The 17911-nt window shown below is 69.8% G+C and carries 17 protein-coding genes; 6 read left to right on the forward strand and 11 right to left on the reverse strand.

Features of this window, described 5'->3' with window-relative positions; all coding sequences use genetic code 11:
• Positions 1-468 precede the first annotated feature (468 nt).
• From moeZ to PUT80_RS40530, 3 genes are all read right to left on the reverse strand, one after another.
• On the reverse strand, positions 469-1650 hold the full coding sequence (moeZ, locus tag PUT80_RS40520; RefSeq protein WP_037816386.1) for an adenylyltransferase/sulfurtransferase MoeZ: 1182 nt from the start codon (positions 1648-1650) through the stop codon (positions 469-471).
• 98 nt (positions 1651-1748) lie between these two features.
• On the reverse strand, positions 1749-2921 hold the full coding sequence (locus PUT80_RS40525) for a DUF3152 domain-containing protein (RefSeq protein WP_275295305.1): 1173 nt from the start codon (positions 2919-2921) through the stop codon (positions 1749-1751).
• Positions 2922-3001: 80 nt separating this feature from the next.
• Positions 3002-3988 carry an alpha/beta fold hydrolase gene (locus tag PUT80_RS40530; RefSeq protein ID WP_051729137.1) on the reverse strand — a complete coding sequence of 329 codons (987 nt, stop codon included), beginning with the start codon at positions 3986-3988 and terminating at the stop codon, positions 3002-3004.
• A 108-nt stretch (positions 3989-4096) separates the two neighbouring features.
• On the opposite strand from PUT80_RS40530, the gene PUT80_RS40535 reads away from it, so the two are divergent.
• Positions 4097-4720, forward strand: a complete 624-nt coding sequence (locus PUT80_RS40535; RefSeq protein ID WP_009072985.1) for a TetR/AcrR family transcriptional regulator — start codon at positions 4097-4099, stop codon at positions 4718-4720.
• A 5-nt stretch (positions 4721-4725) separates the two neighbouring features.
• On the forward strand, positions 4726-5400 hold the full coding sequence (locus PUT80_RS40540) for an alpha/beta hydrolase (protein WP_275295306.1): 675 nt from the start codon (positions 4726-4728) through the stop codon (positions 5398-5400).
• Between the two features lies 1 nt (position 5401).
• Here the strand turns inward: PUT80_RS40540 and PUT80_RS40545 are convergent, their stop codons facing one another.
• The 3 genes from PUT80_RS40545 to PUT80_RS40555 all read right to left on the reverse strand — a co-directional run bounded on the left by PUT80_RS40545 (position 5402) and on the right by PUT80_RS40555 (position 8890).
• Positions 5402-6982, reverse strand: coding sequence for a hypothetical protein (locus PUT80_RS40545; RefSeq protein WP_275295307.1), 1581 nt, complete (start codon positions 6980-6982; stop codon positions 5402-5404).
• A 100-nt stretch (positions 6983-7082) separates the two neighbouring features.
• Positions 7083-7985, reverse strand: coding sequence for an alpha/beta hydrolase (locus PUT80_RS40550; RefSeq protein WP_037815858.1), 903 nt, complete (start codon positions 7983-7985; stop codon positions 7083-7085).
• Complete coding sequence (locus PUT80_RS40555; RefSeq protein WP_037816391.1) at positions 7982-8890, reverse strand: diiron oxygenase; 909 nt, start codon at positions 8888-8890, stop codon at positions 7982-7984. Before PUT80_RS40555 ends, PUT80_RS40550 begins: the two co-directional genes overlap by 4 nt.
• Before the next feature lie 116 nt (positions 8891-9006).
• Here PUT80_RS40555 and PUT80_RS40560 point away from each other — a divergent pair, with 116 nt between their 5' ends.
• On the forward strand, positions 9007-9792 hold the full coding sequence (locus tag PUT80_RS40560; protein ID WP_037815860.1) for a TetR/AcrR family transcriptional regulator: 786 nt from the start codon (positions 9007-9009) through the stop codon (positions 9790-9792).
• Between the two features lie 14 nt (positions 9793-9806).
• Positions 9807-10127, forward strand: a complete 321-nt coding sequence (locus PUT80_RS40565; protein ID WP_037815862.1) for a DUF4873 domain-containing protein — start codon at positions 9807-9809, stop codon at positions 10125-10127.
• A gap of 61 nt (positions 10128-10188) precedes the next feature.
• Here the strand turns inward: PUT80_RS40565 and PUT80_RS40570 are convergent, their stop codons facing one another.
• Both PUT80_RS40570 and PUT80_RS40575 read right to left on the reverse strand, forming a co-directional pair.
• Positions 10189-10419: a DUF3107 domain-containing protein gene (locus tag PUT80_RS40570; protein ID WP_009072973.1), complete on the reverse strand. Its 231-nt coding sequence runs from the start codon at positions 10417-10419 to the stop codon at positions 10189-10191.
• A gap of 103 nt (positions 10420-10522) precedes the next feature.
• Positions 10523-11203 carry a ferritin-like fold-containing protein gene (locus PUT80_RS40575; RefSeq protein WP_199817816.1) on the reverse strand — a complete coding sequence of 227 codons (681 nt, stop codon included), beginning with the start codon at positions 11201-11203 and terminating at the stop codon, positions 10523-10525.
• A gap of 501 nt (positions 11204-11704) precedes the next feature.
• On the opposite strand from PUT80_RS40575, the gene PUT80_RS40580 reads away from it, so the two are divergent.
• Both PUT80_RS40580 and PUT80_RS40585 read left to right on the forward strand, forming a co-directional pair.
• Positions 11705-13303 carry a DEAD/DEAH box helicase gene (locus PUT80_RS40580; protein ID WP_275295323.1) on the forward strand — a complete coding sequence of 533 codons (1599 nt, stop codon included), beginning with the start codon at positions 11705-11707 and terminating at the stop codon, positions 13301-13303.
• A gap of 965 nt (positions 13304-14268) precedes the next feature.
• Positions 14269-15447: a hypothetical protein gene (locus PUT80_RS40585; RefSeq protein WP_275295308.1), complete on the forward strand. Its 1179-nt coding sequence runs from the start codon at positions 14269-14271 to the stop codon at positions 15445-15447.
• A 6-nt stretch (positions 15448-15453) separates the two neighbouring features.
• On the opposite strand, the gene PUT80_RS40590 is transcribed toward PUT80_RS40585, so the two are convergent.
• From PUT80_RS40590 to PUT80_RS40600, 3 genes are all read right to left on the reverse strand, one after another.
• A complete protein-coding gene (locus tag PUT80_RS40590; protein WP_275295309.1) occupies positions 15454-15915 on the reverse strand; it encodes a hypothetical protein in 462 nt (153 codons plus the stop codon).
• A 446-nt stretch (positions 15916-16361) separates the two neighbouring features.
• Positions 16362-17210, reverse strand: coding sequence for a PD-(D/E)XK nuclease family protein (locus tag PUT80_RS40595; RefSeq protein ID WP_037816395.1), 849 nt, complete (start codon positions 17208-17210; stop codon positions 16362-16364).
• A gap of 71 nt (positions 17211-17281) precedes the next feature.
• Positions 17282-17911 (reverse strand): MarC family protein, encoded by a 630-nt coding sequence (locus PUT80_RS40600; protein ID WP_009072963.1) that lies wholly within the window; start codon positions 17909-17911, stop codon positions 17282-17284.

Raw genomic sequence — 17911 nt, forward strand, 5'->3', positions numbered from 1 at the left:
CGAAGCTTGATTGTGCTGACGGTCTGGGGTGGCTTGTCAAGGCGGGAAAGATGCCTTGACAAGCCACCCCAGACCGCAGGAGAGCTTCGTATCGGGGTGCGGGGGTGGGCTGGGTGCACCGACAGTTGGGTGCACCGGCGGCGGTTTCTCGCAGTGTGGGGCTAGCGCCCCAATGTGGCATTGGGTGCATGTGACGCACCCAATGTGGCGTTCGGTGCGTGGGACGCAACCAATGCCACATTGGGGCGGCATCCCGAGCGGGCGCGGGGCGAGCGGGCGGGCCGTGAAGGGCTCCTTGAGGGAATCCAGGTCCGTGAAGGGGTCCCTCACGGACCGTCGGCTGGTCGTGAGGGGAACCCTCACGGAATCAGAGTTCCTCAGGGTGGCCCTCACGTACGCGAAAAAGCCGTGAAGGGCTCCTTCAGGGAATCTAAGTCCCTCAAGGAGCCCTTCACGGCCAAACAGGGCTCAGTAAGTCGGCAGGCTCGGGTCGATCTGCCGTGCCCAGGCCAGGACTCCGCCGCCTAGGTGGGTGGCGTCCTTGAAGCCTGCTGCGTGCAGCGCGGCCAGCGCCTCGGCCGAGCGGGCACCGGACTTGCAGTGCAGAACGATGGGCTTGTCCTGCGGCAACTCCGCCAATGCCTCGCCGGACAGGATGCGGTCCTTCGGGATCAGCGTGGCGCCCTTGATGTTCACGATCTCGTACTCGTGCGGTTCGCGGACGTCGATCAGGGCGAAGTCCTCGCCCGCGTCGAATTTGGCCTTCAGTTCCGCGGGGGTCAGCGTGCTGCCCGAGGCGGCCGAGGCGGCTTCGTCCGACACGACGCCGCAGAAGGCTTCGTAGTCGATCAGTTCGGTGATCTTCGGGGTCTCCGGGTCCTTGCGGATCTTGACCTCACGGTACTTCATCTCCAGCGCGTCATAGGAGATCAACCGCCCGAGGAGCGGCTCTCCGATGCCGGTGATGAGCTTGATCGCCTCGGTCACCATGATCGAGCCGATCGACGCGCACAGCACGCCCAGTACGCCGCCTTCGGAGCAGGACGGGACCATGCCGGGGGGCGGCGGCTCGGGGTAGAGGTCCCGGTAGTTGAGGCCCTTGCCGTTCGGGGCGTCCTCCCAGAAGACGCTCACCTGGCCTTCGAACCGGAAGATCGAACCCCACACATACGGCTTGCCCGCCAGCACCGCCGCGTCGTTGACCAGGTAGCGCGTGGCGAAGTTGTCCGTGCCGTCGAGGATCAGGTCGTACTGGTTGAAGATCTCCAGCGCGTTCGCCGATTCCAGGCGCTCGGTGTGCAGGTGCACCTTCACCAGCGGGTTGATCTCGGCGATCGATTCCTGCGCCGACGCGGCCTTGAGCTTGCCGAGGTCGGACTGGCCGTGGATCACCTGGCGCTGCAGGTTGGATTCGTCGACAACGTCGAAGTCGATGATGCCGAGCGTGCCCACGCCGGCGGCCGCCAGGTACAGCAGCGCCGGGCTTCCGAGGCCGCCCGCACCGATGACCAGGACCTTCGCGTTCTTCAACCGCTTCTGCCCGACCACCCCGACGTCCGGGATGATCAGGTGACGGCTGTACCGGGCCACCTCTTCCTTGGTGAGCTCGGCTGCCGGCTCGACGAGCGGCGGCAGTGCCGTGTCTGACATCGGGTCCTCCATACTCGCGCGGGTCGCGTAGTCGATCCCAGTATGTTCAACGCCCGCCCGCAAGGGACACTTCCCTGCTCTCAGATCGTGGGACGTTGTTACGGGCCCTGCGGAGTCGGGTTCGGCCACCCGTTCGGCTTGCACACGTGGTGGTCCGCGGCGACCTTGCCCTTGTCGCCGCCGGGGATGTCGTTGAGCTTCGCGACGTAGTCGTCCGCGACGCCGAACGTCTGCTGCATCATCACCGGGGCCGGTTTGCCGTCTCCGGGACAGCCCACGTGATGGTTGCCCAGCGCGTGCCCGACCTCGTGGTTGATGGCGTACTGCCGGTACCCCGTCATGTCCGGGCCGTAGGCCTTCGCGCCGCGCACCCAGCGCGACAGGTTGATCAGCACCCGGCCCATGCTGCTCCGGTAGCACGAGGCCTCGAATTTGATCTGGAACCCGCACGCGTCCGGCCGGTGCGTGGTGTCCGGCGTGGTGAGGCTCACCCGGAAAGTCGGGTTCGGATAGCTCGCGTCGACCCGCTGCAGCCGGAGCTCGCCATTCCAGGTCCAGCTGCGCGGATCGGACAGAATGCCCTGCACCGCGGTGCCGAAGCTGTCGTCGCCCGCGTAACTGGCCGGGTCGATGCCGTCCTCGACCTCGACGGTGTAGGTGTAGAGCTTCCCGCCCTTGCCCACGACGTCGCCGGACCCCGGCACGACGTGCCAGGTGCCCTTGCCCGTCTGCGTGTAAGGGCCGCCGGCGGGCAGATCCGCGGTGGGCACGTTGAGGTCCACCGGCTGCGCGGGGTTCTCCGGGATGCCGCCGCCGCTGTCGATCGCGCCGGAGGACGTGTCGCCGGACGCGACCTCGCCGCTGCTGCCCGCGACCCCGGCGTCGGACGGGCCGGAGGCGGTGTTGACCGCGACCAGCACGGTGATCACGGCCAGGATCGGCAGCGCGTACACGCGCCAGCCGTAGGTCTTCACGAACCGCGCGAACGGCGACTGCTTCTTCTTCGGCGCCGGGCGCTTCTCGGAGCCGCCGTCCTTGGGTTTCCAGGAGGCGGCGAGCGGCTCGGCGCTGGTGCGTCGCCCGCCCGGCCGGTACCGGTCGTCGCCTACGCGCTGGGCGGGCTTGCGCGCGGGCCGGTACTGGCCGACACGCGGAGAGTCGGCCTCCGCATCGCCGGAGCCCGCCGACCCCGAGGACGCTGAACGCCGGGCCGACCCGGCGGTCGGGCCCCGCCGGTCCTTCGCTCGCGCGTCCTGCTTCAGCCGGTCCACCGACCCAGGGTGCCACACGACGGCGACGTTCCCGGCAGCGACTGGCGGGCTCCCCGGCGATCCGCGGTCCCCCGTCCGGGCTACCAGGAGCCCTTGTCCGCGCCCTCCCACAGACCCAGCACGGCCTTGGCCACCACCTGCGGACGTTCCATCTGCGCAACGTGTCCGGTGCGCGGGAGGACCAGCATCCGGGCGTGCGGAATCGTCTGCGCGGTCCGCAGCGCGCGCTTGACCGAGATCACCCGGTCGTGGAGTCCCCAGACGACCAGCGTCGGGGCCTGAACCTGTTTGGCGACCGACCACAGCGACGCGGCGCCGAGCGCGGTCCAGCGCCGGAAGATGCCGAACGTGCTGCGCTCCATCGCGGCCAGCGCCCACGGGAACCCGGCGCGCGCGGCGTGCTCCTCGACCAGTTCGTCCAGCCGGGCGTCCGGGAAGCGGGACGGATCGTGGAAGCACAGCTTGATGACCTGCGCGGCGCGTTCGCGGGCGGTCATCCCGGCCATCCGGCGGCGCACCCGCGCCCCGACCACCGGGAGGTAGGCCAGCGCCATCAGCGGATCGGACAGCCGGCGCGGGTCCGGGCGGCGGTCCGGCATCGCCGGGGAAATCAGGGTGAGAGTTCTCACCAGCTCCGGCCTCCGCGCCGCGACCAGCAGCGAGATCGCGCCGCCCATCGAGTTGCCGAGCAGGTGCACCGGCCCGCCGAGCCGTTCCAGCCTGCTCGCGATGACGTCGGCGTGGTCGTCGAGGCTGTAGGCGAATCCTTCCGCGGGCTCCGAATAACCGAATCCGGGCAGGTCAACGGCCTGTCCGGCCGCGGTCGGGGCGAGCAGCGCGGCGAGGTCGGTCCAGTTCGTGGACGACCCGCCGAGCCCGTGCACGTACACCGCGGGCGTGCCGTCCGGACCGGGCGTGTGCCGGATGTGGAGGCCGTCCTCGACCGTTCCCGGCCAGGCAGGCAGCGCCCCGTCGAGCGGCGGAAGGGGCGTAGTCGACAATGGCACCTGGGTCACCGGCGGGCGGACCGCCGCCGCGGCGGCGGGGCGGGAGGTCGTGGTGGTCACCGGTCCAGGATGCCTGACCCTTGGCATTTCGGGCGTACCCACGGGTAATGTCAGATTCACTTCACGCGGTGGTGAACCCGCCCGGCGAAGGCTGCGGACGGAGGAAGAATGACGGAGATGGCGCGACTGCAACGAGGCGTCCGGTTGCCCCGGACGGAGCGCCGGGCCCAGTTGCTGACGGCCGCGCAGCGCGTCTTCGCCGAGCACGGCTACCACGCGGCGGCGATGGACGAGATCGCCGAGGAGGCCGGGGTCAGCAAACCGGTCCTCTACCAGCACTTCCCCGGCAAGCTCGACCTGTACATCGCGCTGCTGGAAAGCCACGTCGACGACCTCGTCGGCCGCGTGCAGGGCGCGCTGAACTCCACCACGGACAACCGCCAGCGCGTCCCGGCCACGGTCGGGGCGTTCTTCGACTTCGTGAACAACGACGCCGGCGCGTTCCGCATGGTCTTCGAATCCGACCTCCGCGGCGAGCCCGCCGTGCAGGAGGCGGTGGACCGCGCGACCTCGGCGAGCGTCGAGGCCATCACCGAGACGATCACCTCCGACGCCGGGCTGGACGAGGAGAAGGCCCGCCTGCTGGCGGTCGGCCTGGTCGGGATGAGCCAGGTCAGCGCGCGCTACTGGCTGCAGCACAACCAGTCGATGAGCCGCGAGGACGCGGTGGCGCTCACCGCGAACCTCGCGTGGCGCGGCATCGGCGGCGGTTTCCCGCTCAAGGACAACTGACGCCCGTGCGCGTGGTCGCGGTGCCGGGCACGTTGTGCAGCCCGCTGATCTACGCACCGCTGGCGGCCGCGCTGCCGGGAGGACTGGACGCGGTCGACTGGATGACCGCACCGGGTCCGTGGCGGATCGAGGACATCGCGGCGCGCGTCGCCGACCGGATCGAACAGCACGGCGGCCCGGTCACCCTGATCGGGCACTCCACGGGCGGCTGCGTCGCGGCGACGGTCGCGGCGACCCGGCCGGACCTGGTTTCCGCGCTGCTGCTCGCGAACACCGGCGCGCACATGCGCGGCCACGGCGACGTCGACCGGATCCTCGCCACGATCGCCACCGAATGGGGTCCCGACCTGCACGCAGCCGTCCTCGACCGGTCCTTCGCCGCGCCGTTGCCGCCGGATCTGCGGGCTCAACTGCTCGATTACGCCGCCCGCGTCCCGGCCGAAGCCGCGCTGGAAGTCCTGACGAGCCAACGGGATCTGGACCTCACGCCGCGGCTCGCGGCGATCCGCTGCCCGGTCACGGTGCTGCACGGAATCCGCGACCGCGCCCGCACGCTCGCGGACGCCCAGCACCTCGTCGACCACCTGCCGGACAGCGAACTCGTCACCGTCGAGACCGGGCACTCGCCGATCTGGGAGGACGTCCCGGCCACCGTCGCCGCGCTCGAACGGCTCCGCTAGCTCATTCGCGCGGTTTTCGCTGGCGGGGCACCGATCTCGCCGCTCCGGGCAGTTCGACCAGCAGCTGTTCGAGATGGTCCGGCAGCGCGCCGTGCGGATCGGTCAGCCAGGCGTCGGCTTTGCTTCGCCGCGACGGTCGTTCACTGTCTGACAACAAGGCGACGTAACAGCCGTAGTCGATGGCGAAACCGTCGTAGAGCGTTCCCGGCCGCTTGCGGTTGACGATCCCGCGCCGCACCAGGTGAACGAGCCGGGCGTCGTGCAGATCGCGCATGGTCTCGTCGTGTGCGCCGCTGGCGTGCTCGAGCAGGAAAGTACGCGAGCGGCGCCGGCCGACCACCTCGTCCACCAGCCAGCGAAGCGTCGTCAAGGCCGGTTCGTTCCCGGCGATGGCGGCGTATTTGTCGCGCAGGTACCAATCTTGCGCGGCCTGCCGGACGTGCCGGATCCCGATCGTCGCGGTATTCGCGTGCTGCGCGGCCAACGCGGCGATGTTGATCGCGTCGCGGGGCACGCCCTCGGCCGCGCGCACGAGTTCGGGAAACGCGGTGCGGCTGAACGCCGTGGCCACGAATTCCGCCGGGTCGTCGGTCATCGGCATCCGCGGTCGTACGTGATTGAGGAAGAGTTCGGCGAAAAACTGTCTCGACTGGGTCCGGCCGTGATCGAACAGGAGCACGTCGTCGAAGCTGACCGCGGAGGCCGCGTCCGCGCCGACCTCGATGCCGACGTAATCGCCGTCGCGGCCCGGTTCGCGGAACCGGGACCGGCGTTCGATCGCCGCGATCTTGACCGTCGTCCCGCGCGTCGGCAGCACGCTGCGGCGCAGCAGATCCGCCAGCAACGGTTGCAGCTCAAGGGGAATCGAGCTCCACTCGTCCAGCAGCAGCCACAGCCGGGCCGGCGCCAACGCGGCCGTGACCCGGGCCAGCGCCCGGCTGAGCGGCCCGAAAATGACCTGGTGATGCTCGGTTCCAGTGCGCCGCAAGCGATCCGAGGCCGTCACCGATTGCCGGCTGCTGCCCGACATCGTCACCCGACCGCGCGGACCGCCCGGTCCCCAGGACGCCGAAGCCCCGGCGCTGGTCGCCTGCTCGGCTGAACCGCCGACGGTCGTCTCCCGCTCGACATTGCCGACGACCTCGACCGTCGTCGCCGCCTCGGTCAGCTCGTCGAGGCCCTGCAGCAAGCCTCCTTGATCGGACACCTGTGTCTCGATCGCCGTGGTCAGCAGCTGTTCGTGCACCGCCTCCAGCGTGTCGACCAGCAGCTGAGTGCCTCGAAGCGACACCGGCAGTTGCTGATTCGCATACAGCCCGCTGGTGGACCCGATCGTGCGGAGATCCAGGTACACCGCGACATCGTGCGTTTCCTCGACCAGATCGGCCAGGTACAGCAAGGCGTGCGTTTTCCCGGTGCCGCGGCGGCCGTAAAAGATCTGGTGGTCAGCCGAATGCAGCATCGCCGAAAACGACCCGGCCACCACGAAGGTCTTGGCCAGCGTGTGCCGGTCCACGCTCTCCGCCCGCCGGGAAATCGCCATCAGGCTGCGGTTGACGTGCGCGCTCAGCGGCTGGCCCATGCACCCGTCCTGTCTGTCGGCGACATCCCAGCCACCCAGCGTGACAGCGCCGAGCGGCCGGGAACAGCCGACAGACAGGTATGAGCGCGAACGCGAAGGGTCACGAAACCCGCAGCAGCGCCCCGATGCGTTTCGCGACCTCGCCCGCTCGCTCCTGCGGCAACATGTGCCCAGCGCCGGGAAAACGGACAAACTCCGCGTCCGGCAGCTCGTCCGCGATCACTTTCGCGTGCGGCAGCGGGCAAAGCCGGTCCTTCTCCCCCGCCAGCACCACGGACGGCGTACCGCGCAGGGTCGCCAGCGCGACGCGGCGGTCGTGCGTCGAAATCGCGTCCTGGAACGCGCCCAGGCTCGCCGGATGCGCGCACAACAGCTGATCCGCGACCAGCCGCAGGTCCGCGCGGCGCGGATGCTCCCCGAACACGAGGAACCGCGCGCCCGAACGCACCATCGCCGGGCTCAACGGCAGCCGCTCGCCCTTGCGGTGCGACAACGCTTTCGCCAGCCTGCGCTCGAACCGCGCGGAGAACTGGCCCGCCATTCCGGGCAGCCCCAACGTGATCCGGTCCATCTGCCCCGAGGACGTCGCCACGAACGCCGCCCCGACCACCCGGTCCCGGACCAGTTCCGGATGCCGTTCGGCCAGCGCCATCATGGTCATGCCGCCCATCGAATGCCCGGCGAGCACCAGCGGACCCGACGGCACGCGCGCGGCGATCAGCTCGGCCAGATCGTCGGCCAGCCGCGGAATCGTGCCGGTTTCCTTGGTCGCGGGCGCGGAACCGCCGTGCCCGCGCAGGTCGTAGCGCAGCGTCCGGACGCCGGGGCCGAGGTGGTCCATGACGCCGTCCCACGTGCGGTGGTCCTGCGTCCAGCCGTGCACCAGCACCAGCGTCACGGCGGCATCGGCCGGACCGCTCAGTTCGACGTGCAGCGCACAGCCGTCACTGGTCACGAACCGGTGCTCACGAGCCGGATTGCGCAGCCGTTCTACGGTAGTCATTTGCCCTCCGGCAACAGGAAAGACTTGCGCCAGAACGGTTTCCCTGGCAACCCGACCAGACCGGACTCCTGCAGGAACGGCATGATCTTCTCCCCGGCCCACGCGATCGTCGCGCGCCAGTGCGGGTTGTTCAGCGCCGTCTCGACGCCCTCGCGCGGCCGGATCCCGACCGCCTTGTAGACGTTCGGGTTGATGAACGCCCGCGTCACGAAGTACGAGATCAGCGCGATGCTGAACTGCTGGTAGGCGACCTCCGCGCGGCCGAGTTTCGCCATCCCGCGGGTGACTTCCTCGCGGGCGAAGGTGACGTGCCGCGCCTCCTCCAGCACGTGGATCCGGTTGACCATCCGGACCAGCGGCTGGATCTGGTCGTCGTTCATCTGCTCGCGCTGCAGCCGGTCGAGCACCTCCTCGGCGACCAGGATCGCGCCGTAGCGCGCCGGACCGTAGGAGATGGTCGGCATCAGCTTCGCGAACTGCCGCAGCACCGGCACCGGACCGTAGGTCGGGCAGCCGATCCGCGCGGACATCCGGGCGAACATCGTGGAGTGCCTGCACTCGTCGGCGATCTCGGTGAGCGCGAACTGCGCGTGCGCCGTCGTCGGGTCCTGCGCGTAGACCTCCTTGAGCAGCATCTGCATCAGGAGGATCTCGAACCACAGCCCAGTGGTCGCGATGCTGGCCATCTCGTGCTTGCCCAGCTCGATCCGCTGTTCCGGGCTCAGCCGGTCCCACAGCGGGGTGCCGTAGAGCGACGAGCGCTCCGGCAGGATGTACCGCTTGCCCTCGACCAGCGGCGCGTCCCAGTCGATGTCGACGTCCGGGTCGTAGAACTTGTTCGCCGCCGACTTCAGCAACCGCTGTGCCGTCGCCTCCCGGTCGGTCACCTTGAGCGTCCGCGTCATCATCAGCCCCTTCCAGCGCCTGACTCGCCGTTGAATCGAGAAGCCGCGTCCCGCCTGCCCCCACGGACTCTGTGGCCTAGAACATGTAACCCGTGGTAACAGTTACCTCTGGTAGCATGACCGCCGTGATCGAACGTGTCAAGCGCTCCAGCAAGCAGTCCGGCAAGCAGGCGGCCGACACCGAAACGAGCACCGGGGACGCGCGCCGCGATCGCTGGCGCAAGCACCGCATCGCCCGTCGCGCGGAGTTCGTCGAAGCGGCCCTGCGCGCGCTCGACGCGCACGGTCCAGACCTCGGCATGGAGGACGTCGCCGCGGAAGCGGGCGTCACGAAACCCGTGCTGTACCGGCATTTCGAGGACAAGGCCGACCTGTACGTCGCACTCGGCCAGCGCGGCACGGAGATCCTTTTCGAACGGTTGATCCCGGCGATCAACGCGGAACTCGCGCCGGTGCCGCGGATCCGGATGGCGCTCGACGCGTTCTTCGGCGTCATCGAAGAGCACCCGAACCTGTACCGCTTGCTGGCACACGGCGGACTGCCGGGCAAAACCACCGATTCGGACGTCGTCGCGGAGGACAAGGAGGTCATCGCGACCGCGCTGACCGCCCTGCTCGGCGACTACATGCGGATGTTCAACATGGACTCCGGCGCGGCCGAACCGTGGGCGCACGGGATCGTCGGCATGGTCCAGAGCACCGGCGAATGGTGGCTGGACCGGCGTTCGATGGGCCGCGATTCGGTGGTCGAGTACCTCACCCAGATCATCTGGGCGGCGATCGACGGGCTCACCCGCCAGCAAGGCGTGGTGATCGACCCGAACCTGCCGCTCGAGGAGAACAAGGTCGTCCAGCTCGGACGCACCGAGAACGACACCGCCGCCGGCGACGAGGCCGGCTGACGAGAGGACCCCGGATGAGCGACGAAGACGGCTACACGGGCTCGGCGACGCTGGTCGTCGACGGCACGGAGATCGCCGCGGACCTCGATCTGCGCGGCTATTTCCAGCCGATCGACGGTTACTACCACTGGTACGGCCGCGTCGCCGCGAACCCGAAGCTGGCCGAGGCGGTCGGCGGGCGCAAGAAGGCCTGCGAGGTGCGGGTCGGCGAGCACACCGCCGAGGGCGAGCTGTCCGATCCGGACCCGTGGGGCCGCTACCGGCTCACCGGCACGTCCACGCCCCCGTTCTCGGTCCCGAAAACGCTGGCCGAGGTCGAAGAAGCAACAGCCTGACCACGAAAAAGGCCGCTCCGGAAGCTGTGCTCCGGAGCGGCCTTTCGCGTGTACGGCTGAATCAGTCGCCGACGCCGAACCCGACCTTGCGGACGTCGGACGGGGCGATCTCGACGTACGCGATGCGGTCGGACGGGACCAGGTACTTGCGGCCCTTCTCGTCGTTGAGGCGGAAGAGCCCGTCACCGGCCGTCAGCGCCTCGGCGACCAGCTTCTCCACCTCTTCGGGAGTCTGGCCACTGGACACCACCAGCTCGCGCGGCGTGTCCTTGATGCCGATCTTGACCTCCACGTGGGACCTCCGCTGGAAACTCGTTGTGACTACGCCCGGCAAGGCTAACCGAAGCGGGCCGCCGCGGTGGCGCGCGACCAGCAGGTGATTCGCGACCACTCGCTCAGCCCAGCCCCAGCGCCTGCATGCGCTTGGTGTGCCCTTGCTGCAACCGGCGGAACAGCGCGCCGATTCCCGCGAGATCGCCGGACCCGGCGACGATCAGTTCGGCCAGGCCATCGCGCTCGGCCACCACGTACTGGGCCTGCGTGAGCGCCTCGCCGAGCAGCCGGCGGCCCCACAGCGCGAGCTTGTCGCGGGCCTTCGGATCGGCCTTGATCCCGGCGGCGACTTCGCGTTCGGCGAACGCGGAGTGCCCGGTGTCGGCGAGCACGGTCAGCACCAGGTCCTTGGTCTCCGGATCGAGCCAGTTCGCGATCTCGCGGTAGAGATCGGCCGCGAGCCCGTCCCCGACATACGCCTTGACCAGCGACTCCAGCCACGATTTCGGCCGGGTGGAGCCGTGCCAGGCGTCCACTTGCGACACGAACGGGGCCATCGCGTCCTCGACCGCGACGCCGTTCGCCGCGAGATGCTTCGTCAGCAGGTCGAGGTGCCCGATCTCGGCGGCCGCCATCGACGCGAGCGCGGCGCGGCCGGCCAGCGTCGGCGCGCTGCGGGCGTCCTCGGCCATCCGGTCGAACGCGGACAGTTCGAGGTAGGCGATCACGCCGAGCAGGTCGACGACGCCTTCGCTGATCGCGGGCGGGGAAGTTGCGGGCGCGGCTTCGGCGGGGTCGGTCACGGCGACGAGGGTATCGCCGAACCGCAGGCCCGCGCCGCGAAGAGACCGATCCCACGCCGCGCCGCCCGCTCCCGGTATTCCCCGGAAAACACCTGACCAGGTACAGTGGGGTCGGATAAACAGAGCTTCGCCGCGCCGGACCGCCCTTTTTCGAGGGCCCCGACAGCGGCGGGAACCAGGCGAACGGCCGGTGCCACCAGGGCGGCCGGGGTTCGCCGCAAGTGTGCGTGCACGCCTCCTAGCGGCATTCCCGGGAGGGCGGCTCCGGCGCCACAGGCCTCCGCAGACGAGGCCGCGGCGTGAGTCAGGCCCCCGGTCGAGTGTCGAGTGACAACCGGCCTGTGCGCGCTGGTCACGAGAGAGGCGATCACCCTGACCGCAGAACAGTCCACAACCGAACAGACCGAAACCGCGCAGGCCACCGCCGCTGTCGCTCTCGAGCACAGCGAAAACGGACCGGCCGCGCTGGACACGTCGCACCCGCTGCAGGCCGGTGCCCCGGTGACCGAAGAGGCGCCGACGTTCGAGTCCTTCGGTGTGAAGCCGGAAATCGTCAAAGCGCTCGCGGAAGCGGGCATCGTGCACACGTTCGCCATCCAGGCGCTCACCCTGCCGCTCGCCATGGCCGGCGACGACCTCATCGGCCAGGCCCGCACCGGCATGGGCAAGACGCTGGGCTTCGGCGTCCCGCTGCTGCACCGCGTGCAGGTGCCCGGCGACGGCACCCCGCAGGTGCTGGTCGTGGTGCCCACGCGCGAACTGTGCATCCAGGTCGCGAACGACCTGAAGGGCGCCGGGAAGCACCTCGGCATCCGCACGCTGGCGATCTACGGCGGGCGGCCGTACGAGCCGCAGATCGAGGCGCTGCGCAAGGGCGTCGACGTCGTCATCGGCACGCCGGGACGGCTTCTCGACCTCGCCGAGCAGCAGCACCTGGTGCTGGGCAAGATCCGCGGGCTCGTCCTGGACGAGGCCGACGAGATGCTGGACCTCGGCTTCCTGCCGGACATCGAGCGGATCCTCCGGATGGTGCCGGACGAGCGGCAGACGATGCTGTTCTCCGCCACGATGCCGGGCCCGATCATCACGCTCGCGCGGACGTTCCTGAACCAGCCCACGCACATCCGGGCCGAGGAGAACGACGCGGGCGCGATCCACGAGCGCACCTCGCAGTTCGTCTACCGGGCGCACTCGATGGACAAGACGGAGCTGATCGCGCGGGCGCTGCAGGCCGAGGGCCGCGGGCTCACGATGATCTTCAGCCGCACCAAGCGCACCGCGCAGAAGATCGCCGACGACCTGGTGGAACGCGGTTTCGCCGCGGCCGCGGTGCACGGCGACCTCGGCCAGGGCGCCCGCGAGCAGGCACTGCGCGCGTTCCGCTCGGGCAAGGTCGACGTCCTGGTCGCCACGGACGTCGCGGCGCGCGGCATCGACATCGACGACGTCACGCACGTGATCAACTACCAGTGCCCGGAGGACGAGAAGACCTACGTGCACCGCATCGGCCGCACCGGCCGCGCGGGCCGCACCGGTGTCGCGGTCACGCTCGTCGACTGGGACGAGGAACCGCGCTGGAAGCTGATCTCGGACACGCTGAACCTCGACCTGGCAGAGCCGGTGGAGACGTACTCGTCGTCGCCGCACCTGTACAGCGACCTGGGCATTCCGGAGGGCACGAAGGGCCGCCTGCCGCTGTCGAAGCGCACGCGAGCCGGCCTGTCCGCCGAGAAGGAAGAGGACCTGGGCGGCAAACGCCGAGGCCGTCGCGGTGGTAATGGTCCTTCGTCGCCCGCCGCGGAAGAGGAAGCCCCGCGCAAGCGCAACCGCGCCCCGCGCAAACGAACCCGCGGCGGTGCCCGCTCCGCCGCGGCCATCGAAGCCGCCGACGCCGCGTCGGCTGCCTCGGACCAGCAGGAAGACCGCCCCCGGACCCGCCGCCGCACCCGCTCGGGAGCAGACGCGACGGGCCCGGCGACCTCCGCGGGCAACGCCACCCCCGCGACGACGTCCGACTCCGGAGAAACCGGAGACCGCCCGGCACGCCGCCGCCGTCGCCGTCGTCCGTCCGCATCTGATACACCTGCGTCGGCAGACTGAGCGACACACCGGGAGTCAGTTACGTGAACGACCACGGGAACGGCACCGACGAAACGCCCCCCGAACCCGGATCGAACGTAGCGGGCACTCCCGCGAATCCCGACGAACGCCCCCGGCCGGATAATCCGGCCGGGGAGCACGTCTCGGACGAGGCCCCTGCTGGGGCGGGCGGGGCGCCTTCCGCTGAGCGGGGCGTTTCGCTGTCTGGGGATTCCGCTGTTGTGGGCTCTGATTTTGGTGGAGACGCTTCGGGGTCGCAGGCCGGGGGCTCGGCCGCTTCCGCTGCCGACGGTGCTTCCGCCGCGGCAGAGGAGCCGTTTGCGGGCTCTACCAGGGCGGCTTCGGGTGCTGCTGGAAGCGCTTCCGCATCGACTGCTGCTGGCTCGCAGTCTGGAGACTTCGTCGCGCGTGATGCCGACGAAGCTCCCGCCGAACCCCAACGGCCCTCCAGCACCGCCGGAAACACTCCCGCAGCACCGGCCGCTCCCGGCACACAGCCCGGAGACACCGCCGAGGAAGCTCCCGCTGAGCCCCGCAGGTCCTCTGCAGTCTCCAGCGCTGCTGGAAACACTCCCGCAGCATCAGCCGTTCCGGGCTCGCAGGCCGGAGACTCCGCCGCGCACGCCGCCGACGAAGCTCCCGCCGAGCCTCATCAGTCCCCCGCAGCGGCCTCCCGCCCGGCCGGAGACACTCCCGCCGCGGCAGGCTCGCAAACCGGCCAGCCGATCGAGCCTGCGCACGAAAAGGCTTCCCCCGCCGGTGCCCACGCCGCGATCCCCCCGGTCACTCCCGAGGAACAAACCGGCCCGATCGCGCGCGTCACCGACGAACCCGTCGGGGTCAGCAGCACCTCCGCCGAGTCCTACGGTTCCGAAAACCTCCTCCCCCGCCCGCCCGCCGCCGCGGATTCCGTTGCGCCGACGGGGAAAGCCCGTCGCTCGCCGTGGAATCGGGGGCGGGACCGGGTGATCGCGGGGGCGATCGTGGTCGTGGTCGCGGTGGTCACCGCGATCGTCTCGGTGAACAGCGACAATCTGCACACCAGCCGTGCGCTCGCGGATCCGCCGCATGCCCTCCCCGCGCCGCCGACCTCCGTGCCCGGGTCGATGACACAGCTGTGGCAGGCCCCGAGTTCCGCGACGCCGATCCCGATCGGACAGTCCGACTCCGTCGTGACCGCGGACGGCAGCGAGGTCGCCGGCCGTGATCCGCTCACCGGGCAGATCCGCTGGCACTACACCCGCGAAAATCTGCAACTGTGCACTGTGGACACCGCATGGGGCCGAGTGAACGCGGTGTACCACAAGTCCATGGGCTGCAGCGAGGTCACGCAGCTCGACCCCGCCACCGGCCGCATCACCGCTCAGCGCAACGGCGACGCCGAACTGGGCACCCGCCTGATCAACGACGGCAGCCACGTCACGACGACCGGCAAACATCTCCTCGACACGTGGCGCGACGATCTCGTGAAGAGCATGGAGTACGGCAAAGTCCCCTTCCTGCAAAACGCGAACAAACAACCCCGCCCCAACTGCACTTACGGCACGGTAGCAGCGGGTGCCGACAAAATCGGCGTGATCGAACGCTGCCCCGGCGATCGCACGGACCGCCTGACCGTCTACAAGGCGACCGCCGAGCACGAGGACGAACCGAAGGTCACCTACACCGCCCTGCTGGCCGGCAAACGAGCCCGGGTCATCGCGATGTCGGGCGACCTCACCGGAGTGCTGCTGCCCGACCAGAAGCTGTATGTCGTGTACGGCGCGGACGGTTCGCAAAAAGCCGCCTACCCCATGGATCTCCCCGCCGCGGACACCGCGAACGACCCGGTCGGCGGCACCGAGGCGACGACCCGCACCGCTGCGGGGATCTACTGGTACACCGGCTCCAAAACCGTTGCCCTGTCCCGAGACGACCTGTCCCCGCGCTGGACCTTGGACGGCACGCTCGGCCCGGGAATCACCTTCGCGACCCAGTTGGTCGTGCCCATCCGCGGCGGCCTGGCCGTGCTGAACGAAACGAACGGCGCAACGCTGCGCACAGTCGGCATCGACCGCGGTGCCTACGCGGGCCCAGTCCGCCTCACCGCACTAGGCCCGGTGCTGCTGGAACAACGCGGCCCGACCCTCGCCGCCCTGCGCTGACTTCCCTCAGAACCACCACAACAGAATGAACGCCGCTCCCGCGACGACCAGCACCCCGACGCCCGCCCCGACCGCCACTTTCCCGACGCGACGGTCGGCAACCCGTTGCAGCACAAGCGCAATCACCGCGGCGACGGGATGCCCGACCAGCTTAAGCGGGCCTGGCCCGGGTGCTCCGTTGACGAGGCACAACACGCCGACCACGAGCACGCCGAGGGCCAGGACCGCCAGCCCCGCGGCGACCGACCCGGTGAACCCGCGCCACCACCGCCCACGCGGCTTGCGTGACGACTCATGGCGCTCGGGTGCCGCCTTGACTGGCGCTTCGTCTTCCCCGGTCGCGCGGTCGCGCGCGGGCGATTCATGGATAACCGCATCCTCGCCAGGCACAAGACCATCGGCGGCGGTCGAGTCATGGATAACCTCGAACCCGGCGCTGTCCTCTGCCGCTGAACTCCGCGACGCCATCGCAGCGCGCTTCGCCTCAGAACCAGTCAGAGCAGCACCCTCCGCCACTGAACTCCGCGACGCCATCGCAGTCCGCTTCGCCTCAGAACCAGTCAGAGCAGCATCCTCCGCCGCAACACCGCTGCCCCATGCCGCGCTATCGCTTCCACCATGCGACATCGCGGCACCGCGCGTGTCCGCACGGCCGTTCCCCGCCGTGCTGACCGCATGCGAGCTGGCGTCCTTGACACGACGACCGTCACGAACCCCGCCAGATCCCGCGGCAAGATTCGTCGACACAGCAGCAGAATCCTTCCTTGCTACGCCGTGAACCGACCCGTCGCCCGCGACGCCACGGCCCCGGCCAGCGTCGCGACCATGCGCAGCACCAGCCCCGCCGCGGGACGGTTTTTCGATGTCCGGTGACGCCACGATCCTCGGGTCCAATCCACGTCTCGGGAAACCCCCTACGGCGCAAGCAAATCCCACGGTTGCGCGGCAGGGGCGGTCTGCTGTCCCGCCACGCAGCTCGGGCGGAAGTCGCACCATGCGCAGCGGCGGTCGGGGCGGGCGGGGAACAACGTGTCTCCGTCGCCGCCTGCGTCAAGGGTATCTGCTGCCAACCGCAAATCCCCCGCGGTCTCCTCGGCGCGTTCCAGGTGGCGCTTCAAGGTTTCCGGCGTGTGTTCCGCCGCGGCGATCGTGCCGGACGGCAAATGGTGCAGCTCGACCTTCGTGCACGGCATGCGCAACGTGCGCGTGGCCGCCACGGCGTACATCGCCAGCGCTTGCGACGCGCGGGCCTCGTGTTCGTCCGGGGCTCGGCGGCCGGTTTTGTAGTCCACGATCACCAGTTCGCCGCCGCGCTGGTCGATCCGGTCGGCTCGGCCTTCGATGATCATCGTCGGACGGCCGCCGGTGGTGCTGACCGGGGCGGACACCCAGCGTTCCAGGCCGACCGGGTCGTCGCTGACGTCGTTGTCCTCCACGTACTCCGCGACCCAGCCCTTCGCGCGCGCACGATAGCGCGCGGCCTGGTCGTCGTCGGCGAAACCGGCGTCTTTCCAGTGCTCGGCCACCAGCGCGATCCCGCGCTGCGGCGTCCGTTTCGCCACCGGCAGGTCGAAAAGCGCCCGCAACGCGTTGTGCACCACCGCGCCCAGCGTGCTGTGCGCCCACGGCCCGGTGCGCTGCGGTGTCGGCCGGTCGAGATAAGCCAGCCGGTACCGGCGCGGGCAATCGTCAAAGGTGCTCAGCCGTGCGGGCGAGACCTTGGTGAGCCGCTGCGGTTGCTCGACGCCGAAGTCGAACCCCATCTGTTCTTTCACGCCGCCCCCTTCCATCGACGCCCACGCTACGCACCACCACCGACACTTTCCGGCGTGGGCTAGCCGCCCGCGATGAAGCCCTGCACGGAATTCGCGACCAGCTCGACGGCGATCGCGGCGAGCAGCAGGCCGGCGATCTTCGCCAGCAGCGTGATGCCGCTTTCCTTGATCAGCCGGATGACCACGCCCGAGAACCGCATGCAGGTGTACAGCACGAAATGCACGGTCACGATCGCGAGCGCCAGCGCGATGTACGCGCCGAGGTGCCCGTCGGCCTGCCGGACGAACACGATGGTCGCCGCGATCGCGCCCGGACCGGCCAGCAGGGGCGTGCCGAGCGGAACGAGGGCGACGTTGACGTCCTCGGCCGCCTCGGGCTCGTTGCTGCCCGCGTTGCTGGTGAGCAATTGCAGCGCGATCAGCAACAGCAGCAAGCCGCCCGCGCCCTGCAGTGCCGGGATGCCGATGCCCAGATACGCCAGGATCGCCTGCCCTGCCACCGCGAACAGCGAGATGACCAGCAGCGACACCAGCACCGCCTGCCGGGCCGCTTTCACCCGCGTCGCCATCGGCTTGCGGCCGACCAGGCTCAGGAACACCGGCACGGTGCCCGGCGGGTCCATGATCACGACGAGGGTGATCGTCGCGCTCATGAAGAGCTTCGCGTCGAAGAAATCCGAGACGGCCAT

The sequence above is a fragment of the Amycolatopsis sp. La24 genome, from assembly GCF_029087445.1.
Classification (GTDB): Bacteria; Actinomycetota; Actinomycetes; order Mycobacteriales; family Pseudonocardiaceae; genus Amycolatopsis; species Amycolatopsis nivea.

Bases quoted from the DNA above. Each gene is read 5' to 3' on its own strand.
- moeZ (WP_037816386.1), bottom strand. From the start codon at position 1,650: ATGTCAGACACGGCACTGCCGCCGCTCGTCGAGCCGGCAGCCGAGCTC.
- PUT80_RS40535 (WP_009072985.1), top strand. From the start codon at position 4,097: ATGACGGAGATGGCGCGACTGCAACGAGGCGTCCGGTTGCCCCGGACG.
- PUT80_RS40545 (WP_275295307.1), bottom strand. From the start codon at position 6,982: ATGGGCCAGCCGCTGAGCGCGCACGTCAACCGCAGCCTGATGGCGATT.
- PUT80_RS40550 (WP_037815858.1), bottom strand. From the start codon at position 7,985: ATGACTACCGTAGAACGGCTGCGCAATCCGGCTCGTGAGCACCGGTTC.
- PUT80_RS40555 (WP_037816391.1), bottom strand. From the start codon at position 8,890: ATGACGCGGACGCTCAAGGTGACCGACCGGGAGGCGACGGCACAGCGG.
- PUT80_RS40560 (WP_037815860.1), top strand. From the start codon at position 9,007: ATGACCGCCGTGATCGAACGTGTCAAGCGCTCCAGCAAGCAGTCCGGC.
- PUT80_RS40565 (WP_037815862.1), top strand. From the start codon at position 9,807: ATGAGCGACGAAGACGGCTACACGGGCTCGGCGACGCTGGTCGTCGAC.
- PUT80_RS40590 (WP_275295309.1), bottom strand. From the start codon at position 15,915: ATGGCGTCGCGGAGTTCAGCGGCAGAGGACAGCGCCGGGTTCGAGGTT.
- PUT80_RS40595 (WP_037816395.1), bottom strand. From the start codon at position 17,210: ATGGGGTTCGACTTCGGCGTCGAGCAACCGCAGCGGCTCACCAAGGTC.
- PUT80_RS40600 (WP_009072963.1), bottom strand. From the start codon at position 17,911: ATGGCCGTCTCGGATTTCTTCGACGCGAAGCTCTTCATGAGCGCGACG.